The sequence below is a fragment of the Methylobacter sp. S3L5C genome (assembly GCF_022788635.1).
GTDB lineage: Bacteria > Pseudomonadota > Gammaproteobacteria > Methylococcales > Methylomonadaceae > Methylobacter_C.
Genome location: NZ_CP076024.1, coordinates 420,604 through 443,063, shown reverse-complemented (window position 1 = coordinate 443,063; position 22,460 = coordinate 420,604). Strand labels below are relative to the sequence as shown.

The following is a 22,460-nucleotide window of genomic DNA, read 5'->3' as shown; positions in this document are numbered from 1 at the left end:
GAGTTCGGTTTCTTAGCGTTTCCCGTTAACAAAATTCAAGAATTACCAGGGAAACATCATCTTCGAAGTAGTTACCACCTCGCCACGAGCTTATAAGTTCGTTAATTTGACTAATAACCTCGCTAATTTTTAGATGTCGTGTTTCATTAACAAACCATTGCAATCGCTCGGCACCGAACATTTCGCCACTAACAGATTCGCATTCTGTAATGCCATCCGAATATAAAAAAAGGCGGTCACCCGAATTATAATTCAGTTGAACTGATTGATAGGTTGCTTCAATGATTACTCCAACAGGTAGACCGCCACCAATAATAAATTCTGCCGGTTTACCTGATGGTAAAAAAATCGGATATGGATGTCCTGCCTGACATAAATCAATTGTACGTGAAATTGTATCAATCACGCCGTAAATCATAGTAAAAAAAAGAATATTGTTGACATCTGTCTGAAAGTCCTGATTTAAATTGGTTATGACAGCAGGTGCTGATCTCAAGGCGTAATAGGGCGCTTCCGGTGAGCTAAATTTTAAAAGATTACTACAAGTCGTATCTGGAGACATTAATCTGCTTAGTATAGAAGATTGCATGGCCGAAGCAATACCATGTCCTGCTACATCTATAATATGAAATCCGACATGGCTCTCATCCAGCCGGAAAAAATTGAAAGTATCGCCAGACCCACTAGTCGATGGATAGAGTAGCCAATCAATGCTGATACCCTGAATATTCGATGTTGCGATAGGCAGTAGACTATGTTGCATATTAGCCGCCAGACTTAAATCGCGATTAATGATCTCAATGGCTTCTGTTAATTTTTTTTCCAGCGCTAATACGCGCTTTCCTGCCTTTATCCGTGCATGTAATTCATCAAAATGAAGTGGTTTACGAATAAAATCATCTGCGCCTGCATCCATGCCTTCCACTGCATACTGTGAATCTTCGAGAGAGGTGACTAGTATTAAATAGGTGTAGAAAGGTAATTTCAATGCCCGCACCTGCTGACAAAGAACGGTGCCATTACCGCCGGGCATAATCCAATCGGTAATGACCATTTGGATTTTCTCAGTCAAAATTAGTGCTAACGCCGAATTGATATTGTCTACAGAGTAAAAAGTATAGCCCCATTTTTCAATGTATCTCTCCATCATCACACGAGTAAGTAAATTATCTTCAACGATAAGAATACGCATTTTTAGATATTCTCTTTATTTTTCGCTATCTCCAGATGATTCATTAAATCAGTTACCGCGTTTACCAAAGCGTCAGTCATGCCCTGATAATCAGCGGACTGACCACTTCGTGCTGCTCGTTCCAATGCTTCGGCACAATCTTTTGCCGACTTTGCGTAAAAATGAGCTACGGTACCTTTAATAGCGTGCGCTGCATTAGTCAGGGCAAGAAGATTACCGGTTTCCTGAGCCCTTAATAATTCACTGAGTTGCTTGGGGCTTTCTATTATAAATAGTGCTATCATTTCGTTCAGTAAATCGTTATCACTATCCAAACTGTTAAGTGTTAATTTAGTATCCCAAACGCTTACCGGAAGATTGTTTTCAACAATTATAGGTGGGGTTCTTTCAGTGGTTTGTAGTCCAAATTGTTCCGCCAATATGGCCGTAAATTGTTCGGAAACGATCGGCTTTGTTAAATAATCATCCATTCCGGCAGCCAAACATTTTTTGCGTTCTCCTTCCATAGCGTTGGCGGTGAGGGCTATAACGGTTTGACGAGAAAAGCCCTGACTGGTTTCCAGTATTCGTAATTCACGGGTGGTAGCATAGCCATCCTTGATAGGCATATGACAATCCATGAAGATTAAATCGTATCTGTTGTGTGTCAATTTATTCAAGGCAATCTGACCATTTTCGGCAAGATCAGGAACGATGTTTAATTTGGCCAGTCTCGCAGTAATAACTTTTTGATTGATTTTATTATCTTCTACAACGAGCACTTTTTTTCCGTGATAACTGGGCAGTTGAAGCTCAGGTCGGGTTGGTTGCCGAGTTTTTTCTGAGTCACTCTGCAAGGTATTGAGAATTGCATCGAAGAGTTGTGATTGACGTGTAGGCTTAAGCAAGCGTTGAACAATTGAGGTACCTTGATAGTCGGCTGGCTCAAGATTGTCTCCCGATGATAATAAAATAATTGGTATTTTCGCTAATGTGGGTATTTGCGCGAGGCATTTTGCCAAAGTTAAGCCATCCATAATCGGCATCTGTATATCTAGTAAAATTAAATCGTAAGTCAGTCCTTTAAGCGCTGAAGTCTGCAATTGCATCAATGCGGCGCTGGCATTATCAACTTCACTTACCTCTAATTCCCAGCGCTTTAAATAAGTGCCAAGAATATTACGGTTAGTCGCATTATCATCAACAATCAATGCACGTTTATTGACAAAATCGTAAAATGACTTTGCTATTTCGACGCTCTTGCTTTCTGTCAATGGTAAGGTAAACCAAAAGCAAGAGCCAGTTCTCTGGAGGCTGTTTACACCAATAGTGCCGCCCATAAGCTCGATTAATTGCTTACTGATTGACAAGCCTAACCCCGATCCTCCAAAACGTCGTGAGGTAGAGCTATCTGCTTGGGTAAATGGCTTAAATAAGCACAGTTGCACTTCTGGTGAAATACCGATGCCGGTATCACGTACTTCAAAACGCAGTTCGTTTGAGCCATCCGTAGTTGTTTGGATAATGCTCACGGAGACCTCGCCATGCTCGGTAAATTTTACGGCATTACCGATTAAGTTAGTTAATACTTGCCGGATACGCAGGGCATCACCGCGCCAGCTTAAAGATAATGATAAGGGTAATGAACAGTTCAATTCCAGTCCTTTGGCATGAGCTCGATTAGCCAGTAATGCGCAAATATCCTCAACTAAATCAATCAGATTAAAATCATTCTGTTCAACTTCAAACTTGCCGGCTTCCAGCTTGGAAAGATCCAGAATATCATTAATGATTTCGAGTAAGATTTTCCCTGAACTGTGTGCTGTCTCAAGCCAGTCCTGTTGGTTAGGTGTCATTTTTGTTTCGCGCAGTAAATCCAGCATGCCTAATACCCCATTCATGGGGGTACGGATTTCATGACTCATATTGGCCAGAAAGCCATTTTTTACCAATAAAGCCTGCATGGCCATATCTCTTGCCGTTTCTAAATCCTTTTTTACTTCTTCTTGACGTAAGGCAAGTCCCATTAGCTCACCTACTTGTTTAAACATAGTGAGTCGATTTTCGGTTTGTAATGGATAAGGATCCGTAAAAAGAAATAATACCCCAAGGACTTCATCACCATAAGTAATAGGTACGATGAAATGACCATGTGCATTCATATTGGTAAATTTATGCTCAGGACGCGGATCACAGAAACAATCATCAGAAACAAATATTTTCCCTGAAACGGGCGCATGTTCAGAGAGGCAAGATCCACAATGAGTAGAGTTTTCCTTTTCAATAAACTCTTTACTAAATTCTCCATGCAGTAAAAACAGGGTCAAATAGTTTTCATCTTTAGCTTGAAGAAATACGCAGCCTCTACGTTCTGTATTAAACAGCTTAATATCAAAAATAATATTCATAACCTGTTTAAATCTCTCATTAAGAGGTGTGTTTTGCTGTAATGCTTTCGATATTGCCAATCGTACTACACTATCGGTAATGTCCCTTTGAATCTCTACGTAGCCTGATAATGAACCATTCTTGTTGAATACGGGTGATATATCCACATCAGCGACATAAAGGCTGCCATCCTTGTTTTTATTGGTAATTTCGCCCTGCCAGTGTTCTCTCTTATCAAGTTTTTGCCACATTTTTTGGTAGAACGTTAGGTCATGTACACCTGATTTTAATAGCTCGGCAGGTCGCTTTCCTAATGCCTCTTTAAAGCTGTAACCAGTTAGAACGGTAAATGACATGTTTATCCATTCTATAACAGCATCCTTGTTAGTTATAATAATTGCATTGGCAGTTGCTTCTAATGCAGCAACCAATAGAGGGTTCCGGGTTTCCATATCAGCGCGGTTCAATACATTCCGCATAACCCGTATTAGTCCTTCATAACCCGAGTCACCCTTTAGAATATAATCCTTGGCACCGGCTTGTAAGGTAGTGAGGGCAAAACCAATTTCATCATAATCGATTAGCACGATGATGGCTGCCGAGTCAGCGGCTTTTAAAGCCAAGTTAATGGTAGATAGTCCCTGTGAATCTGGCAGCGATAAGTCTAGAATCAGGATGTCGAAACGAGCTTCAGCAATTTTCTTTAGTGCTTCGGTTAACGATCTAACCCAAGTTACCTTAAAGTTCATATCTTGTGATCTGGAATCGATGAATTTCTTGGGTGCTTCTCCGGGGACTGAAGTCCTCATAACCTCAAGGGGAATATTTTTAAATTGTCGTAAGCAAACTTGTATTCGCTGAGCCTCGATTGGCTCATCAACCAATAAAAGGACACGAACAAGCTTGGATTGATTCATATTATTTTAAAACTTGGTATCTTGACATATAGCTTCATTTATCTGCCAATTGACTTAAAGAAGCAGGCAGATTAGGTAATATTTCGAAAATGGTGTGCAGACGGGTTAGCTCAATTAACGATTGGACAATTGGGCTGTTGACTAAAATTAAACGCCCTGATTTAATTTTCATATTCTTAAAAGCAGATATGAGCACAGCACAGGCTGCGGAATCAATAAAAGTGACTTTTTCCATATCAATGATGAGCTTGCCTGATCCTTTATCTATCAAGGCTTTCAATCGTTCACGGACTTCCGCTGTATTAGCCATGATGAAGCGGCCTGATAGTTCAATTATATCAATGTCGTTATGTTTTTGTTCATGTAAGATCATTAAAGAATCCTGTTTATAGTGGGGGGGGGTAAGCCTTTTTGTTTAAAATAATGTTGTTATGTTGTTATGTTGTTATGTTGTTATGTTGTTATGTTGAAACTGGAGCGTGAAGGGTTTGTAATCTCGTTACTCAGATTTTTAAAATTATTTTATTTTTTAGGTGTTTAGGTCGAAGTTTTATGTGCAGTCCGAGCATCATGAGGGCTTTTTTAATACATCCGATTAACGTTAAAATTTTTTGATTAAAGTCAAAATATTGCAATGTGATTTAATCATTACATCTTCAGAATAGTCGTTATTGCTTTTTGGTTTGTAAACCCGTTTACGTTCGATACATTCAATCACTTTGTAATAGTATTCATCCACACACGCATTAATAATCCACCAGCCACGACCGCTTTCCGCATCCCAGGCCGTTAATGTTGCCTCCGGCAAAGAAGTTATGGATAGACCGTAGTCGATAATTTCAATACGTAATTGGCGGTTTTCCGGACGCCATTGGACAACGATATCATTATCTGGCTGATTATTATAAGCGTGCAATATAACATTGTTGAGCGCTTCGACGACAGCAAGCTGGACAGCATGGGCGCACGAGTCGCTGCCACTTGCATCAAGGCAGAGCCCATGAAGCGCGTCGCATAAAGGCGAAACGCATTTAGCGACGCTCGCTATCGTTAAGGTGATTCCAGTAGTTCTATTTTTAGTGATGATCATTCAGAATAAAACCTTGGTATTTTATTTAAAGTATGGATCAAGCAGTAAACGAATTAGAAGTTAGGCATTTAGCCAAACCAGGCTTTACGCGAAACAAGTGCCTGTAGGGATTGTAATAAATAGCGCAAATCCTGCCTGAGGTTAAAATGAGCCGCATAAAAAGAATCACTCATCAGCTTTTCGTCTTCAGAAGCGTCAATAGGTATGTGTAACTGTGTTGGCCCCAATAACCCTGCAGGGGCTTGATCGGCAAGATTCTCCCATTCCGTGGTACGGAGCGCTGCAGTTTCAATACTGACCGGCAAGGTGCCTATGAGCGTCAAATCGCCACTGATAACCGCAAGAATACGAGGCAAGTAACGTAGCACGGGTGTGCTTATCTGCCATTCTCCTGCCGTAAACTCGGTTCGTTCCGGCATGCCAAAAGCATTTGGTTCTATTTTATTTCCGCGTAAACGGCGGCTACAGTAAGGCTCTGCAGGATTTTTCAACAGACTAAAAACCAAGGCAAAAACCCAAAGAGGTAAGCTCAGTAATAATAATGTCAAGCCGGCAACGCGGTTAAAAATTGATCTTAAACCCTTGTTGAAGGTGGTGGTCTTTAGGTCGGCGAGTAAAAAAGCATCGCTAATTTTCAGTATTGAGCCATTATCGACACGAATGAGATCATTACCTCGAACGATGGCGTTACGGAGTTCCACTAATTCACCAATATAGGTGTGGGGTAATATGACACATGATTCGATAGTGGCTAAACGGTCAATAATAACATTATCACCGATCACAACTTCTCCACTTAATTCAACAGAAGGATGTAAATGGCAATTGGAGCCAATCAAGGCGATGCCTTGCTTTAAGTTTTGAGGGTACGCCTGGGTATTACGGCCTTGTGTAAGGCCGATACTGGTTTGGCGACCCGGAACCAATAGCATGGCAATCCGTCCTACCGCTGCATCCAGATTGGCCTGATGGAAGGCGGCGAGTGAATCCAGCTTGGCCACTGAACCTATTAGATTGATCGTAAAATTGGTTGGGTGTTTTTGAATGGATGTTACCCAATTCAAACTGTCCAATTCAGTATGAAGCAAATCACGACAGAACAGCATATAAGCATTTTCATCGCCAAACAGCGCATGTACACAGGGCGCTGATTGTGTTTGTGCCTGCTGCAAAAAAGCATTAACTTGTCCGCTACGGATAATATCACCCCGTAGTATTAAAAAGGGTGGTACAGGCGTTTGTTGAAGCTGCATCAACGCTTGTATGGGTGATTCTTCACCACGACTGGTGCTGTATGTTATTTGTATACCCCAGCGATCACCATTGCCCAGCGTTTTTTTGACCTGCTCTGCATAAGGCGAGAGGATAATATGAGCTTTTCGTAAATCTGCATCAACCAACGCTTCCAAGGTATACTCAATAACCATTTTCCCGGCCACCGGTAATAAAGGTACGCAAACTGCTTCCGTCAACGGCAATAATTCTTGTCCTTTACGATCTGCGAAAATTATGACATCCATCAGTAAGCTCCATGACTTAATAAAATCGCAGGAATAATTTTTAACAGCATCGTAAGATCAACTAATAACGACTGGGATTGAATGTATTCCTCATCCAGTTGCACCTGTTGCGGAAAAGGTATGTTGGAATGCCCGGATACTTGCCAAATACAAGTAATATCAAAAATGACTTCCAGTCGTTGACAATCTTGTAAGGAATAATGGTTGATTTCGGAGGGCAGTGCAGGACGAGGACTAATCAATGACATATCACCTTTTAAAACATCCCATAATGGGAGTAATTCATTAATGAAGGCCTTACTAATAAAGCGGCTAATAGGCGGGTTATTTTTCATCTTAAAGATCAATCCTTCGGTCATTTAATTTTCCGCCATCACTTCTTTATAGCAGGTCATCCGCGTCGAGGTACATGGAGCAGAATTGACACATTGTGAACAACTTACTCAAGCGCTCCAACTTAGTTTGCTTACAGAATAACGGACCCGGTGTGCTTAGATAAATAAGCACCAAAATGATGGAAAATAAAGGCATGAGCAAAATTAATAAAATGATAACTGAGACTATATTAATCAGACGCTTTAACGGATAAGTCCCGCAAATCACGGCCAAACATAGCAACCGTTTTAACTCTATAGATTAAAGAGATAGATCCTTGAAAATAGGGTATGCTGCTGTAACGGCGTAATAGTTTACTTTGTAAATAAGAATTAGAATTCATAGTTTTGACCCCTGCTGACGCTGCAACCAAACACGATAAAGAAATAAGGGATTACCAATCAGATAGCGCTTCCACATTCGACCGGGTTCTTGAAGTAGTCGCCAAGTCCACTCCAACCCGATTTCACGCATCCAAACCGGCGCACGTGGAATCCGCCCGGAATAATAATCGAACAACCCGCCGATACCAAAACAGACAGTGGGCAGTAATTGTTCACGATGACGCGCCAACCATAATTCTTGTTGAGGCACACCGAAACCCACCAATAGAAGGGCCGCGCCGGACTTATTAATGGTTTCGATGACCTGGCTTTCCTGTTCACTGGAAAAATAACCATCATGAACACCAGCGATGAGCAGATTAGGATAACGTTCTTGCATCGCCTGAGCCGTAAGCTCTGCAATACCTGGCAAGCCACCCAATAAAAACAAACTATAGCCACTTTTAGCCGCGCGTTCGCACAGACGCGGAAACAGATCGGTGCCGTTAATGTTAGCGAGCAATGATTCATTAAGTAGTCGACAACCGATATTAATCCCGATGCCATCCGGTAATACGCGCTCTACAGTCTGTAATACATCCCGATATTCCGTGTGCGTATAAGCAATGTTCAGGCAAGCAGGGTTGACGAAAGCCAGCAGGGCTTTTTGTTTTTGCAGGATACGCTGTTCAATCCAATCCAAAGCTTCCGCCATACTGGTATTGACAATATCGACACCCCAAAAATGTAGGATTGGCGGTGTGGGTCTAGGCTGATTGCCAGTTAGTAATGAACCAACGACGCCACGTAGACTCAGGCCAATATGTTCTTTAGCCGTCGCGCTATAATAAAATTCATGATCAGTTACTCGCTCATCATCGTAAGCCAAGCCAATTTTCTTCCTGAGTGCATACGGAGAAATAACCCCCGGTCTGACGCCAAAACGAAACAAAGCGTTCACTGACAAGGCAGAAAGTTCTTCCGGGCTGACAGGACGTGGGCCTGCCCAAGCCAAATCGCCGCGCAATACATTTAATAATACTGCCAGTTGTTGACCTGGCAAGTAGCCTGCAAAAGACAAGCGTTCAAACTGTTGTTGAAAACGTCCAATCTGAATTTGCCGATTAAAAGCCAAACCGGTTTGGCTGTAAGCAATAAATCCCCGTAGCAGTAATAGTGGCAATAAAAGTAATAGTAGTAGCAGGCTTGTGACCACATCGAAAATACGCGGCAGAGCGGATTGGACAAGGAACAGCCAAGGCCGCAGTAAACGCAAAATAGTAGGGCGCGGTCGCTGTCCCAACGGACCGGGTATTGTAGTTATCAACTTAGACATTGCGGTGCTCGTTCACTGCTTTGAAAGAACGTGGTTTAATCTTTGCCGGTACGCCTACCGCCAAGGAGTTGGCCGGAACATCTTGTAGCACCACGGCATTTGCGCCAATGACTACGTCGTCACCAATTCGAATAGCGCCCAATAACTTGGCTCCGGTACCAATATCAACACGGTTGCCAATAACCGGCGCTCCTGAAATGCCGGTGCGTTTCAAGCCAATAGTGACACCGTTGCGGATCACGACATCATCACCGATGATAACATCACCACTGATGATAATATCGCCAAAGTGTTCGATCGTTAAGCGACGACCCACCTGCACTTCGCAAGGTAAATCGATGCCTGTCAAAATTTGCGATAACAATTTTAGAATTCTATAGGCAAAAGAGAATGGCAAACGTAACCAGCGATATTTGATTTTATAACGCCAGCGACCAAAACGATACACAAGCATGACTCCCAAGCCTTGCCGACTTAAATCACCTTCGTAGGTTCGCCAATCTTCACGAATATTTTCAAACATCGATTTTACCAAGGTTGATGTGGAGAAATAAGACCGCCGTGAGTCTCTTGCCATGCTTGTCGCCAGAGTTGCACGATGTGTCTTGATTCTGCTGCTTTATCCGGTGCGCGGTTAGTATTACGCCAAGCTCGTAAACTATGCCAGATTTGTTCCAAGACTTTGGCCAGCCAGCTATAAATAAGGCCGTGCCATTTGCGATAGTACAAAATTTGACTTTGCATGCGCCATAAAGTTAGTTGCTTGCCTGAGCTTGCAAATACCAATTCGTCAACCGTTTCTGATGATGCACCACCAACATGGGTAATCACCAGATCTGGCCAGTAATAAACCTTAAAACCCGCTTGATGAATACGTCGACATAAATCCACTTCTTCATAATAAAGAAAAAAACGTGGATCGAAGAGGCTGATTTGTGCTACTAAACTTCGGCGCAAAATTACGAACGCACCGGGAACCCAATCTACAGCCACCGCTTTTAAAGGATCTGCCCACGAGCGATCAAATCGTCCAAAAAAACGAGAGTCAGGATAGCGATTTGCCAAACCTGACAGGGTTAAGCCATCGTTTAATAGGGAAGGAAATAGTCGTGCCGAAGGTTGCCATTCAGTCTTCGTACCTTGTAAAAGTCCGCCGCCCATACCCGCATCTGAAGTTTCTTCCATATGTATTAAGGATCGTTCCAGTGTATCTGCAGTTAATGTTGCATCAGGATTGAGCAATACAAGATAACGTCCTTTCGCGATGGTAAGGGCAAGATTATTGGCATTGCCAAAACCCAGATTAACCGGACTGACAATCAAATGAACCTCTGGATATTCGGCTTCAATAATAGCAACGGATTCATCGCGAGAAGCGTTATCCACCACGATAACCTCAAAATTACCAGTCAGTGTTTGCGCTCGCAAACTGTCCAAACAAGAGCGTAGTAGCGGTGCGCTATTGTAAGTTACTATAAAAACTGATAAAACCGTCATGAGTTCTCCCGATCGGTGCGTTGCCACGCTGCATTTTTACGTGAATTACGCCACAATTTTGGCAGTAACGTTAATTTCCACAAAATATAAAAAGGTACAGTAGTCAGTACTTTAATTTCTTCAAATCCACCACCTCCAAAACGAATGGCAATCATCACATGAGCGACTACCAGCAATAAACCGGTAATTGCATAGTATTGCAACAGTGGACAAGGAATTAATAAGGCAAAAAATAACAGTAGTACATGAAAAGCCAACGGTAACAATAGCAATTCGGCCAGTGGTTCCAGTAAGCGCCATTGACCACGTAAAACTCTCAAGAATAGCGAGGGTACATGATCCATCATCAGCCGAAATCGCCCACCTTCCCAACGAGTGCGTTGTACCTCTGCGTTAGTATTTTGATTGGGTGCATCTGAGCTAACGATGGCGGTATTCAGAAAGTGCACCTTGAAACCCGCAGCGACTAAGCGCAAGTGATATTCCATATCTTCGGCAATAGAGCCAGCCTCGTATGGTACCGCCTCAAGAACGGTACGGTTTAGCGCAAAGCCATTACCCAAAATACCTACCGATACTCCAAGTTTTTCGCGACCGAATAAACGTAATTCGTTAAATGCCAGCCAGGCAATATATTGAAGTCTGGATCGACGTGAGTCCTCTGGGTTTGCTATACGATAACGACATTGCAGCGCATCAACACCTTGTGCAAAGGCATATTGAAAATCTCTGATTAATTGTCTATTAATACGACTGTCGGCATCAATCACTAAAAAACCATCATAATTTTCAGCTAATAAGCGTGTAAATGCATAATTCAGCGCGTAGCCTTTTCCGCGATTAAGCTTATCCTCACGTATTAAAACCCGCGCACCTGACTTTTCCGCGATGTCTGCGGTTGTATCCTGACAATTATCGGCAATAATGATCAAATCGCAGCCAGTAGTTTGATTTAAACTGCTTTGCAGATTAGTTATACATGCAGCAATGCCATCGGCTTCGTTATGAGCGGGAACAACAACAATCAGGCGTGGTAAAGATGATTTCCTAATTGAACGATTTATAACGGGATGTTTTTTTTGGAGTAGCGCGGCGATGGTCAAAACAAATAGTTCAGTTGTGCCGGGTAAAGTTAAACAAAGTATTACTATTTTTGCCAATAATATAAAGGAAAAAAACAATGTCGTTATCATGCAAACTCACATATTTCATTAAAATTCTTACATCAAGAATCTATATATTGGTGATTTTTAACTGAAATAAAACCAATTATTACCAACATTTTTATTAAAAAAAATCCATTAATATTTTATATTGAATGATTTTTAATAGAAATTAACAAAAAAACTGCATAATTTATGATGCTTTTATACGACATTATGTTTTGTCCTAAAGATAATGATGATGTTGCGTCGACCTATATTTTTACCTAAATTAAGCTTGGCTTTTAAGTGATTTTATACGCTTGGTAAATATATTGGACACATGATAACATGATTTACTTTCTACAATCTACAATCTACAATCTACAATCTGAAAACGCAATCTTTAATCGCTTTCTAAAGTAATAAATGAAAAAAATAATGCAACTTACAATTAGAATTCCATGAATAAAATTATTAGTTTACGTTCAATTGTCATGCTCTGCCTGTTATTACTGTCGGCATGCGGTGCATGGGAAAGTATACCGGATGCGACTCCTGGAGCAGATAAGGCTTTTAACGTTCCTGATAGATCTAAACGTATTTCAGAAACAAGTGCAATTGAAGCATTTAAAGTCGAAACTAAACACGTTGAAGATTACCTGCTATATGACGGTGATGATATTAATATTGAAGTGATAGGCCGGCCAGAGTTGTCCGGAATGCAACGCATCGGTCCCGATGGGCGTATCTCTTTATCGGTGGTAGGATCTGTTATGGTGCGAAGCCTTACTCGCGAAAAAGCTGCGGAGATTATTAATAAAGCACTTTCGCCTTATTATTTGAATATTTACACGACGGTACGAGTGGAACATTACAACTCAAATCGTATCACTATCATCGGTCGGGTTGAACATCCAGGCGAGTTACTATTCAATACCCCCCCTAATTTACTGACTATTTTAGCGCAAGCGGGTGGCATGCCTTTGTTAAGAAAAGAACAGGTACTGACACGCTGCGCTATTATTCGTGGCGATAAGATATTATGGATCGATTTAACGCGTTTATTAACGGGCGATACAAATTTAAATGTCTCCTTGCAACGTAATGACGTTATTTACATTCCTGATTCAACTGATACTTCTGTTTTTGTTTTGGGCGCCGTCAATCATCCTGGAGTATTTAGTTTGACGCCGCAAATGTCATTTATGGATGCCTTGGGTCAAGCTGGAGGTCCTACCAAAGACGCCGATTTTAATGAATTACATCTAATTCGTCCGGGTTCAAACGTTAACATGAAAATTGACATGTCAGATATATTAGCCCCTCAGAAAAATCTCAATGTCGCTATTAATGAAGGGGATATTATTTATGTTCCACATAGCGGCATCAGTAAAATCGGTTACATTGTTCAACAAATTAACCCCTTCGCTACATTGCTTATGTTTGGTGCAATTGGGATGGGACTTTAATTTATGACTAAATCCAGTCTATCATCCAAGGCTGACGAATCGGTTACTACCGGCGCAGTAATGCCGTGGGTCAGCTTACGGAAGCATTTTAGAATTAGTTTGTATGTTTTTATTACAATAGTTATATTCGGCATTCCTTTCGCATGGTTTAAAGGCAAGCCTTATTATTCAAGTACTGCGGTGATTTATGTTGCTCCGCGTGTAGCTAATATTTTGCAAGAGAATAAAGAACAGGAGCTTGCTTCCTACCAACAATACAAACAGTTCATTGATCAACAAACAAGTACTATTACCCGTTATGATATTTTACTGTCTGCACTAAAAAAAATGGGCGACAAGCGTTTTGTATGGCAATTACCTAGCGAAACCGATCGGCGTGCAGCTGAAAGACTGCAGGCCGCCTTGATCATCCTGCCCGTAAAAGACACTTATTCAATTTCGGTTACTCTGGAGTCTGACAAACCTGAGGGGTTGGCTGATATAGTTAATACCACAGTAGAAACCTATATTGAAAAAGTGCATGAGGGGCAATCGATTTATGCATCCAAAGAACGCGTGAGTGTACTTTACGAGCAACGTGATAAATTTCAGAACGTTATCACCGAAAGAAAAAATCGTCTGGCAGCGCTGGCTCAAGAGCTAAGTGTTACCACTTTTGTTGATGGCGTGGCTAACCCTTACGATAAATTATTGGCTAATACTCAGTTGGCTTATTCTGAAGCACAACGAAGTAGTATGGCGGCAGAAGCTGGCTTGCTATTATTTGAAAATCCAACCGATCCCAAAAAAGCATCAATAGCGCTTGATGCTGTTGTCGCTGATATAGTTTATAAAGATCAGGGCTTATTCAGCTTAAAAGCCAATATGTACGAGCGCCGAAGTGAGTTGGTTCAACAAATAAGTGGGTTAGATCCATCACATCCAGGATATGCCCTGATAAAAAAACAACTGGAAGTAATTGAATTCGAGGTTGTTGAAGCCACTGATCAGGTAACCAAGGATGTTAAGCACATGCTTGTTGAAGAGCGGCGATCTAAAGTCACTTTAACACGCAAAATAGAGCAAGACTTACTAGATCAAATGACTGCACAAAAGAAAAATGCGGCTTGGTTTTCGACTTATTACAATGAAGCGTTAACCCTGAATCAAGATATAAAACGTTATTATAACCAACTGGAATCAGTCGAGAACCGTATTGGCTTTCTTGAGTTAGAATCAAAAGCACCTGGTGCCATTCGCATGGACAGTATGGCAAGACCGCCTGAAATACCTACTCGCGGTGGCCGTAAAAAAATATTATTCATAGCGCTAATAGCCGGACTCCTTGCAGCTCTGGGTGTACCTATTATTATAGACATGCTGGATCGGCGTATTAGAACAGTAGGTCAAGCAGAAAAAATACTTGGTTATAAGCCACTGGCCGCATTCTTGGATGCTGGACAGGACGATAGGTCATTAAGAGTTATAGCTGATCAGAGGCGGCGTTTGGCATTGGCATTATTGCGAGAACACAAGCAGCATGGCAAGCCTAGTAGCTTGATTTTAATGACATCGGTTAATCATAATAGCGAGGTCACTTCACAAGCAATGGATTTAGCGATGGATTATAAAAATATAGATATGCGCGCCGTTGTCGTTGAAGTTAATCCATTAAAGCCGGATCAACGTTATGTGAGTACGCATACTGCGGGCGGATTGTTAAGCTTGATTATTGATCCCAATCTTGCAATATCAGAAGTTGTTAGCCCTGCTAATGATAGTTACCCGGATCGTATTTCTATTGGCTTATCAACTAAAGACTTACTATTTGGCTATCAGCGTTTGCAAATTGCGTTAGAAAAAATTGCTGAAATATATCCGTTAGTCATATTAGATGCAGCGCCTATTTTGTTTTCAGCAGATGTGGAATTCTTTACAAATATTAGCGACATAACACTATTGTTAATAGCGGCTAAAAAAGCTAAACCAGGTGAAATTAAGCGGGCTGTACAGTTGTTGGAACGTATAGATCCAAAAGTAATGGGGTTTGTAGTAACAGGCTTGGAGATCTTTCACGGAGGAGGATACTATTCTTCAATAGCCGGTGGCAATTCCCAGTCACAGCAAGCAGAGGCCAATTTTTTTGGCAGATATTTCAGGAAAAACAATGATCATTAAGCAAGCCCGATTGCTATATTTATTGCACAGCGGTAATTTATATGGTACCGAACGTATGGCTTTGGTAACCTTAAACGGTTTACGTGATGAGCTTGTGCCACTATTATTGGCTCCGCCAGGGCCAGTCCACGGAGCGGCTCAAGCACTAGGTATAGAAACATATGAATTTAGCAGTGCATGGGATTTATTTCTGCAACTGCCTTCACTTTTAAAAAATACCGGACATATTGCTGTTTGTGCGACGGGGGTGTCGCATTCTTTATTATTTATTGTATGGAATAGTTGGTTCAGATTAAAGAATATACATTTACATTTAGTCCATGGCGGTACCGATGAGCGGCTTAGTTATGGCCGAAAAAAAGTATTAAATTATTTACCAATTCTTTTGGTGGCGGTTTCAGGCTATGTCAAAGAACGCTTATTGATTCATGGTGTTCGTAGGCAACAAATCAGGGTATTGGAAAATTTCTTACCTGATCAACAAATTGCAAGTGCTCCCCAACGTTCGCCATTCCAAATAGATGGTATTCGTAAGGTATTGGTCATCTCACGGATCGATCCTATTAAGCGACTGGATTTATTGTTGGATGTGCTGGATATTGCACCATCATTACAAAATCTTGATATACGTGTGCTAGGAACCGGTTGGGACTTTGAGAAGCTTCGTGAGCGTGCCCGGAAAAATCATCCTAATGTGACTTTTGTAGGCTTTACTGATCAGGTTGAAAATGAACTGGCTGGCAGTGACTTATTATTGCATTTGTGCCCAACTGAGCCTTTCGGTTTGGCAATCTTGGAAGCGATGGCAGCAAGAGTGCCGGTATTGCTGCCTAATCAAGGCGGCGCAGCCGGATTAATTGAAGAGGGTGTATCAGGACTTCATTTTCAGGCAAATGATGCTCACGATTTAGCTCGGAAATTGTCTGATTTGCAATCAGTTAATGCTGATGAGTTGAATAAATTAGCCAGTAATGCCCATCAATGCTTGCTTCAGAAGTATTCCGGTAGCGCTAGATTAAATGATTACCGGGTGTTGTTTGATAAGGTAATTGCATCATGAATACTCCTTTGGTTTCTGTTGTAGTCATTGGACGCAATGAAGGCCAGCGCTTAGTTGCTTGTCTAAAATCCGTAAAAGAAATAATTAATCCAGGGGGCGAAACAGAGTTAATCTATGTTGATTCAAATTCACGGGATGGTAGTCCCGAATTGGCCGAGTCTTTGGGAGCAAAGGTGCTTCGTGTGCTGCCACAACGTCCTTGCGCCGCTTTTGGACGAAATGCAGGTTGGCGCGCTGCAACCGCGCCGAATATTTTATTTTTAGATGGCGATACACTTTTGCATCCGGAGTTTTTACAAAACGCCTTGCAAGCAATGAAAGATCCAAGCGTTGCGGTAGTTTGGGGACATAGACGTGAAAATTATCCCGAACATTCTTTATATAATCGTGTCCTTGATCTGGATTGGATTTATCCCCCCGGTGTTTCTGATTTTTGCGGTGGTGATGCTTTGATGCGCCGAAATGTTCTGGAAGAAGCAGGCGGCTTTAGTGAGGATTTGATCGCAGGAGAAGAGCCGGAATTATGTCAACGAATTCGTGGAACCGGCAAAGTTATCCTTCATATTGATAAGCCGATGACCCGTCACGATTTAGCAATGACCCGGTTTCAAGCCTATTGGAAACGAGCATTACGCGCGGGACATGCTTATGCGGAAGTTTCCCAGCGAATGAAAACAACAGCATTTCCACTTTGGTTAGAGGAATGCCGACGCAATGCCATGCACGCCAGCATATTAATTGTTCTGTTACTGGGAACAATTGCTCTGAGCGTTATTACTTGTAGTATTTTACCGTCTATAGGTCTGATTTTAGGTTATGTATTTTTGATTCTGCGCTCCGCTTATAAAGCTCGTTGGAAAAATGCGGCATCTATGACGTTACTTCTTTATGGAATACATTCCCATTTTCAACAAATTCCAATTGCCTGTGGGCAACTAAGTTATTGGTATCATCGTTTTAAAAATCAACAGCAAGAGTTAATCGAATACAAATGAGCTACGTGATTAAGAAGGTGCTTGTCACTGTATTGCGTCCGCTTGCAGCTCTCAGTAACCGACTGGACTCCTTGCACCGGTTATGGGCTAATGCCCGATTGAACAGCGCACTTAGTGGTGCCGTTCATCCTTCTGTAGTGGTGCTAAGTACGCCCGAATTACACGGTACCCGACAAATAACATTGGGAAAAAATCTTTATTTGTACCGCGACCTTTATTTAGAAACACAAGAGAGCGGATGTATCAAAATCGGCAATGATGTGGTTTTGTCGCGCGGCGTACATTTAGTGGCTTTTGCCAAGATCGTTTTGGAAGACGGGGTAATGATCGGCGAGTATTCAAGTATTCGTGATGCTAATCATAGAATAACAACGGGTAGATCAGTACGACACAGTGGTCATCTGGGCAAACCGGTTATTATCTGTCGCAATGCCTGGATTGGTAGGGGAGTGACTATTTTGGGTGGAGTCACCATTGGCGAAGGCGCTGTAATTGGTGCTAATGCTGTTGTTACCAAAAATATACCCGCTGGGGCTGTGGCAGTAGGCATACCCGCGCACGTCATTAAACCCTAGATTCATGTTATCTTACATTGCTTATTTGCCGGGGTTTTGGGTCTATTACGTTGCTCAGAAGCAATCGTTAACCAAAGCTTTCATCTGGGCTTATATCCCTATATTACTCCTGTTGCCTGATTATTATTATGCCATAACCCCTGGTTTTCCTGATCCAAATTTTAATCAAAGCGCCTCATTGGCCTTGTTTTTGGTATTTTTAATGAAAGGCGCTCCGGGTTATCGGTTTAGTTATACCGATTTAGTGGTTGGAATGTATACGTTTGCCGTGTCTTATTCCGAATTTCTGGCTTCAGACTATTCAGACGCACAAAATTTAATGTTTACTGAATTAACATCTGTTTTATTTCCCTATATTTTTGCTAAAAGTCTGATTGAACCCTTTAACTCACGCTATGACTTTGCCAAAAGCATCGTACTGTGTTTATCTGCCGTGTTTTTAATGAATTTATTTGAGAATAAAATGGGCTATAACTTATGGAATGTCTATTTAGGTATGTTCTTCCCAGGTCAAGGGCAGGGTTGGATCACTACCTTTCGCTTCGGTTTGGCAAGGGCTGCTGGTCCCTATGGCCACTGTTTAATCGATGGTATCATTATGGCTGTCGGTTATCGCTTGCAGCGCTGGTTGCAGTGGTCTGACGCATGGCCTCATAAAATTAAACAATTGGCCTGGGTTCCATTGGTTACTCCAGCACAACTTTTTACCCTGATGATTTTAGGCGGTGCGTTGTCGACCCTAGGTAAAGGTCAGTGGTTAGCAGGTATCATTGCAGCAGGCATTGTGATTATTGGCCGTTCGAAAAAACGTGGAGCAGCGATGACAACGGTTCTATCAGTAATGATTTTCGTGGGTATCCCACTACTGATTGCATTTTTAAACTATGCGTCAGTCGGTCGTATAAATGCTACAGACGATAATCAAGAGACCGCAGCGTATCGCTATGAATTGGTCGCTGAATATATGGATGTTGCGAGTGACAACTTGTGGTGGGGATGGGGCTTAATGAAATGGCCAAAAGTCGATGGATTTGAATCAATCGACAATCACTTTTTATTGGCGTATTTGAACCATGGCGTCATTGCGGTCACTTTATTATTAATTATAATTTTTGGCATGATGGGTAGATTGATTATTCATGGCATGTCTCGACCGGTTACTGAGCCCCGAGGTGGCTCACTAGCTTTTACTCTGGCTGCAATTTACCTTATGTATTTTATTGCCGTTGCTACAGTTGCCATGATGTACCAGAGCTCCACGTTATTTTTTATAATTACCGGTTTATCTGAGTCTTATTTACGCACCAGCACATGGGATGGTGAACAGGGTGACGGCAAAATTAAATCCATACCGGATACACGTAAATTTAAATTTAAGAAAGTGCTTTAAATCGCTCAGAATTTAATTACAAAGTACAACATAAACAGCTTCTATAGATTCTAAATAATGTCGATGGTACAGATAAAATCTCTTCATGGGATGTTATTTATACGTGCTTAAAATGCAGAAATTCAGAGTGTAGTCGCTGCCTATAAAAATCAACTAGTTAATGACTGTAATGGTCAGCTATAGGCTTTCAGATAAATAATTTTCCAAGTAGTAAAAAAATGCCTTTGAAGATCTTTATGATTCCGTTATATCGGACTTTGAAAACATATTTATAAAATGTTAGTAAAATGTTGTATGAGGAGAGAATAAGCAGTAATTTTTCTATTACTGCGTAATGCTTGTCGTGGTGACTTGGAAATTATTTATCTGAGAACTCTATAGACCCAAGATTCATTGCTCGCCTTGGATCAAAAATTTCATAAGTCATTCAGCTACTGATAATGCATCGATACGCTGATCTAATTTTTTAAAAAGATGTTGGGCATTTTTATATAGATCGTAGTCAGACAGTACTCGTTCTCTTCCAGCCTTGCCCAATTGTTGTCGCAACACTTGATCGCCGACTAACTGTTTGATAGCTTGAGTCAATCCATCGCTATCAGATGCGGCTACCAACAGGCCTTCCTGCCCGTTTAGAATGAGTTCAGGAATGCCGGTAATGGCCGTTGTTATACAGGGAATTTCCATAGCCATAGCTTCCATTAATACTACAGGTAACCCTTCTGCAAAGCTGGGTAAGACAAAAATGTCAGTTGCCTTATAGTATTCCAGAATATGATCCTGATCGACAGCTCCGGTGAACTTTACCTGCTGACTAATTCCCAGTCGTTGGGCGTACTGGCGCAAGCTTTTTTCGTCTGGCCCCATTCCTACCAGGGTAAGTGTTACAGAAATACCTTGGCTTTGTAACTGTGCCAAGGATTCCAATAAAATCGCCTGGCCTTTAGCCTGTGTCAAGCGACCGACGCAGAGTAAATTACAGCTTTCGGTTTGGTTATTTTTAGGTGCGGGAATAAATCGTTGGGGATCTACGCCTAAGCGGCATACATCCAATTTTGACCATGCCTCAACAGGGGACAATTTCATGACTTGACTGCGTGCATAGTGACTGATGCAAAAAATAAAGTCAGCGGCTAAAATCTTTTCAGGCAAATTATAGCCAGCTGCATCATAGAATTCGTCAGGACCATGAACTGTAAAAGAAAAACTGTAACCAAACACTGTTTTAACCAGCATACCGACAGAAGCTGCCGGAGTGGCAAAATGCACATGCAGATGTGTTATATTTTGTGATCGCATCCATTGCCCTACCAGCAACGCCTCAGTCAAATAAAAAACATGATAGACCAAGCGTTTAACATCCCAACCGCCCAATTTAATGATATGTTTTAAACCTCGTAATAATCCGATTGGATTAAGTGCCAGTGTTTTACCCAAGGCGAGAGCTGCTTTTAAAATACCTTTAGATTTGATGTAAAAAGTCTGTTCGGCTTCACTTCGTTCAACATTGGTCAATTTATCTAACGGGCGATCGGGTAAATTGATAGAGGCGACGACAATCGTAACGCCCAGTTGTCGAAGTTGCTGTACTTCACGTAAAATGAAGGTATGGGAATAAGCAGGGTATTGACTGACCAGATAAGCAATACGGTGGGTCATGATTTTGGCTCCAGTAATTCACGATAAAAACCGATGGCTGTGGCGATTTTTGCGTCCCAACTATAGTTATTTTCAACCCGGCGTCGACCTTCCAGGCCGCGAGCGATCCAAAGATCCGGTTGTTCGCGCACATTTTTCAGTGCTTTGATAAGTCCTTGCACGACATCGGCTTTACCGGTTGCCGGTAATTTAATGCCGATACCATCATCAACAATTTCCGCAGGCCCACCAAAATCGATGGCGATAACCGGCCGTGCGACCGCCATTGCTTCTAGCAGAACAGCACCACCTGATTCACGTACTGAAGGCAGGCAAAATACATGCGCTTGCTGCATGAATTGAGCAATCGTTTCTAGAGGCAAGTTACCGGTAAATAAAACTTTTTTAGCCAGATCTAGTTGATTGACCATAGTCTTTAACACACTTTTTTCTGGACCTTCTCCAACAATAGTGAGTTGCACAGGAAAATCCAGAGTTTTTAAAGCTTCCAATAACATCGTAACGCCCTTGACGGGCAATAATCGTCCGACAAAGACAATACGTAAGGGGAAGTTATACGAGGGAACAGGAGGCCAGGATTCTGCTTTAAATAACTGTAAATCCACACCATTTTCAAGTAAAACACGGCATTTAGCACGGTAACAGGCAGGTATGCCGGACAACGTCGAACGTGTTGCAGTTAGTATCATTGTTGCATTGCGTGTGGATCCTACGAAAAGGTCTATTACTCGCCCGAAATTGCGTACCGGATATAACCATGCAGACTCGGCTTTCAAAATTTCCGGGAATGTTTTGGGTGAAGCCATTCCTCCATTCCAAGGGCCAAGGATCAACGGGATGCCCAGCTTATGTAAACGTGTTGCCGCCATCGGCGACACTGGTGTCACTGCATGCACTATATCCCAAGCATGGCCTGTTTTAAGCAAGCGCTTGCAGTGCCGCGTTGCAATCCAGTCATAAACAAAAAAATCGAGTGAGGCGATAAGAAACTTTGGATGTTCACTGCGTGGAAAACACCGCGATGCAAAGTGATAAAGTGGCCCGGCGAACCATTCCGTATCGATAAAAATGACGTTTGAATCGTCCAGAGGCGTACCGGCGACTTCCAGTGTAGTGCGGTTGCGCACATGTGTCAGCAACGTGACTTGACAAGACTTGCTTAAGCGTTGATACCACTCCCAACCAATCTGAGATACAGAACCCATACCAGCACCGCATTGATAGGCAGAAAGTAACACGCGAATTTTGGGTGCTTCAGTCATGGTTATAAATAATAGGTTATAATGAATTTTAGAAAATACACAAAGATGGAGGCAAAACAATATTAATCGGCATAAGTGAGTCAAATTGCGGTTTGTGCTAACGCCCCACCCTACAAACGTTGGCATTTGAA

19 protein-coding genes are annotated in these 22,460 nt (G+C 41.9%); 6 read left to right on the top strand and 13 right to left on the bottom strand.

All coding sequences use genetic code 11. The features are described from left to right. Positions 1-25: 25 nt before the first annotated feature. The 11 genes from KKZ03_RS02130 to KKZ03_RS02085 form a co-directional block, all read right to left on the bottom strand. Positions 26-1,192, bottom strand: a complete 1,167-nt coding sequence (locus tag KKZ03_RS02130; protein WP_243219759.1) for a PP2C family protein-serine/threonine phosphatase — start codon at positions 1,190-1,192, stop codon at positions 26-28. Between the two features lie 2 nt (positions 1,193-1,194). Further along, positions 1,195-4,308: a response regulator gene (locus KKZ03_RS02125; protein WP_243219758.1), complete on the bottom strand. Its 3,114-nt coding sequence runs from the start codon at positions 4,306-4,308 to the stop codon at positions 1,195-1,197. A gap of 202 nt (positions 4,309-4,510) precedes the next feature. Continuing rightward, entirely contained in the window at positions 4,511-4,849 is a 339-nt protein-coding gene (locus tag KKZ03_RS02120) for an STAS domain-containing protein (RefSeq protein WP_243219757.1), read from the bottom strand. A 228-nt stretch (positions 4,850-5,077) separates the two neighbouring features. Then, positions 5,078-5,566 (bottom strand): ATP-binding protein, encoded by a 489-nt coding sequence (locus tag KKZ03_RS02115; protein WP_243219756.1) that lies wholly within the window; start codon positions 5,564-5,566, stop codon positions 5,078-5,080. A 68-nt stretch (positions 5,567-5,634) separates the two neighbouring features. Beyond that, positions 5,635-7,086 carry an NDP-sugar synthase gene (locus KKZ03_RS02110; protein WP_243219755.1) on the bottom strand — a complete coding sequence of 484 codons (1,452 nt, stop codon included), beginning with the start codon at positions 7,084-7,086 and terminating at the stop codon, positions 5,635-5,637. Continuing rightward, complete coding sequence (locus KKZ03_RS02105; protein WP_256451992.1) at positions 7,086-7,445, bottom strand: sugar transferase; 360 nt, start codon at positions 7,443-7,445, stop codon at positions 7,086-7,088. Before KKZ03_RS02105 ends, KKZ03_RS02110 begins: the two co-directional genes overlap by 1 nt. Positions 7,446-7,467: 22 nt before the next feature. After that, positions 7,468-7,617 carry a hypothetical protein gene (locus KKZ03_RS21945; protein ID WP_371744919.1) on the bottom strand — a complete coding sequence of 50 codons (150 nt, stop codon included), beginning with the start codon at positions 7,615-7,617 and terminating at the stop codon, positions 7,468-7,470. Between the two features lie 183 nt (positions 7,618-7,800). Further along, positions 7,801-9,120, bottom strand: a complete 1,320-nt coding sequence (locus KKZ03_RS02100; protein ID WP_243219754.1) for a WecB/TagA/CpsF family glycosyltransferase — start codon at positions 9,118-9,120, stop codon at positions 7,801-7,803. Then, a complete protein-coding gene (locus KKZ03_RS02095) occupies positions 9,113-9,643 on the bottom strand; it encodes a serine O-acetyltransferase (RefSeq protein ID WP_243219753.1) in 531 nt (176 codons plus the stop codon). The genes KKZ03_RS02100 and KKZ03_RS02095 overlap by 8 nt, the downstream gene beginning before the upstream one ends. A gap of 5 nt (positions 9,644-9,648) precedes the next feature. Further along, complete coding sequence (locus tag KKZ03_RS02090) at positions 9,649-10,617, bottom strand: glycosyltransferase family 2 protein (protein ID WP_243219752.1); 969 nt, start codon at positions 10,615-10,617, stop codon at positions 9,649-9,651. Beyond that, positions 10,614-11,810, bottom strand: coding sequence for a glycosyltransferase family 2 protein (locus KKZ03_RS02085; protein ID WP_243219751.1), 1,197 nt, complete (start codon positions 11,808-11,810; stop codon positions 10,614-10,616). Before KKZ03_RS02085 ends, KKZ03_RS02090 begins: the two co-directional genes overlap by 4 nt. 413 nt (positions 11,811-12,223) lie before the next feature. Between KKZ03_RS02085 and KKZ03_RS02080 the strand changes: the two genes are divergently transcribed. From KKZ03_RS02080 to KKZ03_RS02055, 6 genes are all read left to right on the top strand, one after another. Continuing rightward, a complete protein-coding gene (locus KKZ03_RS02080; protein WP_243219750.1) occupies positions 12,224-13,231 on the top strand; it encodes a polysaccharide biosynthesis/export family protein in 1,008 nt (335 codons plus the stop codon). Positions 13,232-13,234: 3 nt separating this feature from the next. Next, the gene (locus tag KKZ03_RS02075; RefSeq protein WP_243219749.1) at positions 13,235-15,388 is read left to right on the top strand and encodes a chain length determinant protein; all 2,154 of its coding nucleotides are present in this window, start codon (positions 13,235-13,237) and stop codon (positions 15,386-15,388) included. Further along, complete coding sequence (locus KKZ03_RS02070) at positions 15,378-16,448, top strand: glycosyltransferase family 4 protein (protein ID WP_243219748.1); 1,071 nt, start codon at positions 15,378-15,380, stop codon at positions 16,446-16,448. Before KKZ03_RS02075 ends, KKZ03_RS02070 begins: the two co-directional genes overlap by 11 nt. Beyond that, the gene (locus KKZ03_RS02065) at positions 16,445-17,443 is read left to right on the top strand and encodes a glycosyltransferase family 2 protein (protein WP_243219747.1); all 999 of its coding nucleotides are present in this window, start codon (positions 16,445-16,447) and stop codon (positions 17,441-17,443) included. Before KKZ03_RS02070 ends, KKZ03_RS02065 begins: the two co-directional genes overlap by 4 nt. Continuing rightward, positions 17,440-18,018, top strand: coding sequence for an acyltransferase (locus KKZ03_RS02060; RefSeq protein ID WP_243219746.1), 579 nt, complete (start codon positions 17,440-17,442; stop codon positions 18,016-18,018). The genes KKZ03_RS02065 and KKZ03_RS02060 overlap by 4 nt, the downstream gene beginning before the upstream one ends. Positions 18,019-18,196: 178 nt before the next feature. Continuing rightward, entirely contained in the window at positions 18,197-19,408 is a 1,212-nt protein-coding gene (locus KKZ03_RS02055) for an O-antigen ligase family protein (RefSeq protein ID WP_243219745.1), read from the top strand. A gap of 423 nt (positions 19,409-19,831) precedes the next feature. Here KKZ03_RS02055 and KKZ03_RS02050 read toward each other — a convergent pair whose 3' ends face one another. After that, complete coding sequence (locus KKZ03_RS02050) at positions 19,832-21,067, bottom strand: glycosyltransferase family 4 protein (protein ID WP_243219744.1); 1,236 nt, start codon at positions 21,065-21,067, stop codon at positions 19,832-19,834. After that, positions 21,064-22,329, bottom strand: coding sequence for a glycosyltransferase family 4 protein (locus KKZ03_RS02045; RefSeq protein WP_243219743.1), 1,266 nt, complete (start codon positions 22,327-22,329; stop codon positions 21,064-21,066). The genes KKZ03_RS02050 and KKZ03_RS02045 overlap by 4 nt, the downstream gene beginning before the upstream one ends. Positions 22,330-22,460: the final 131 nt, after the last annotated feature.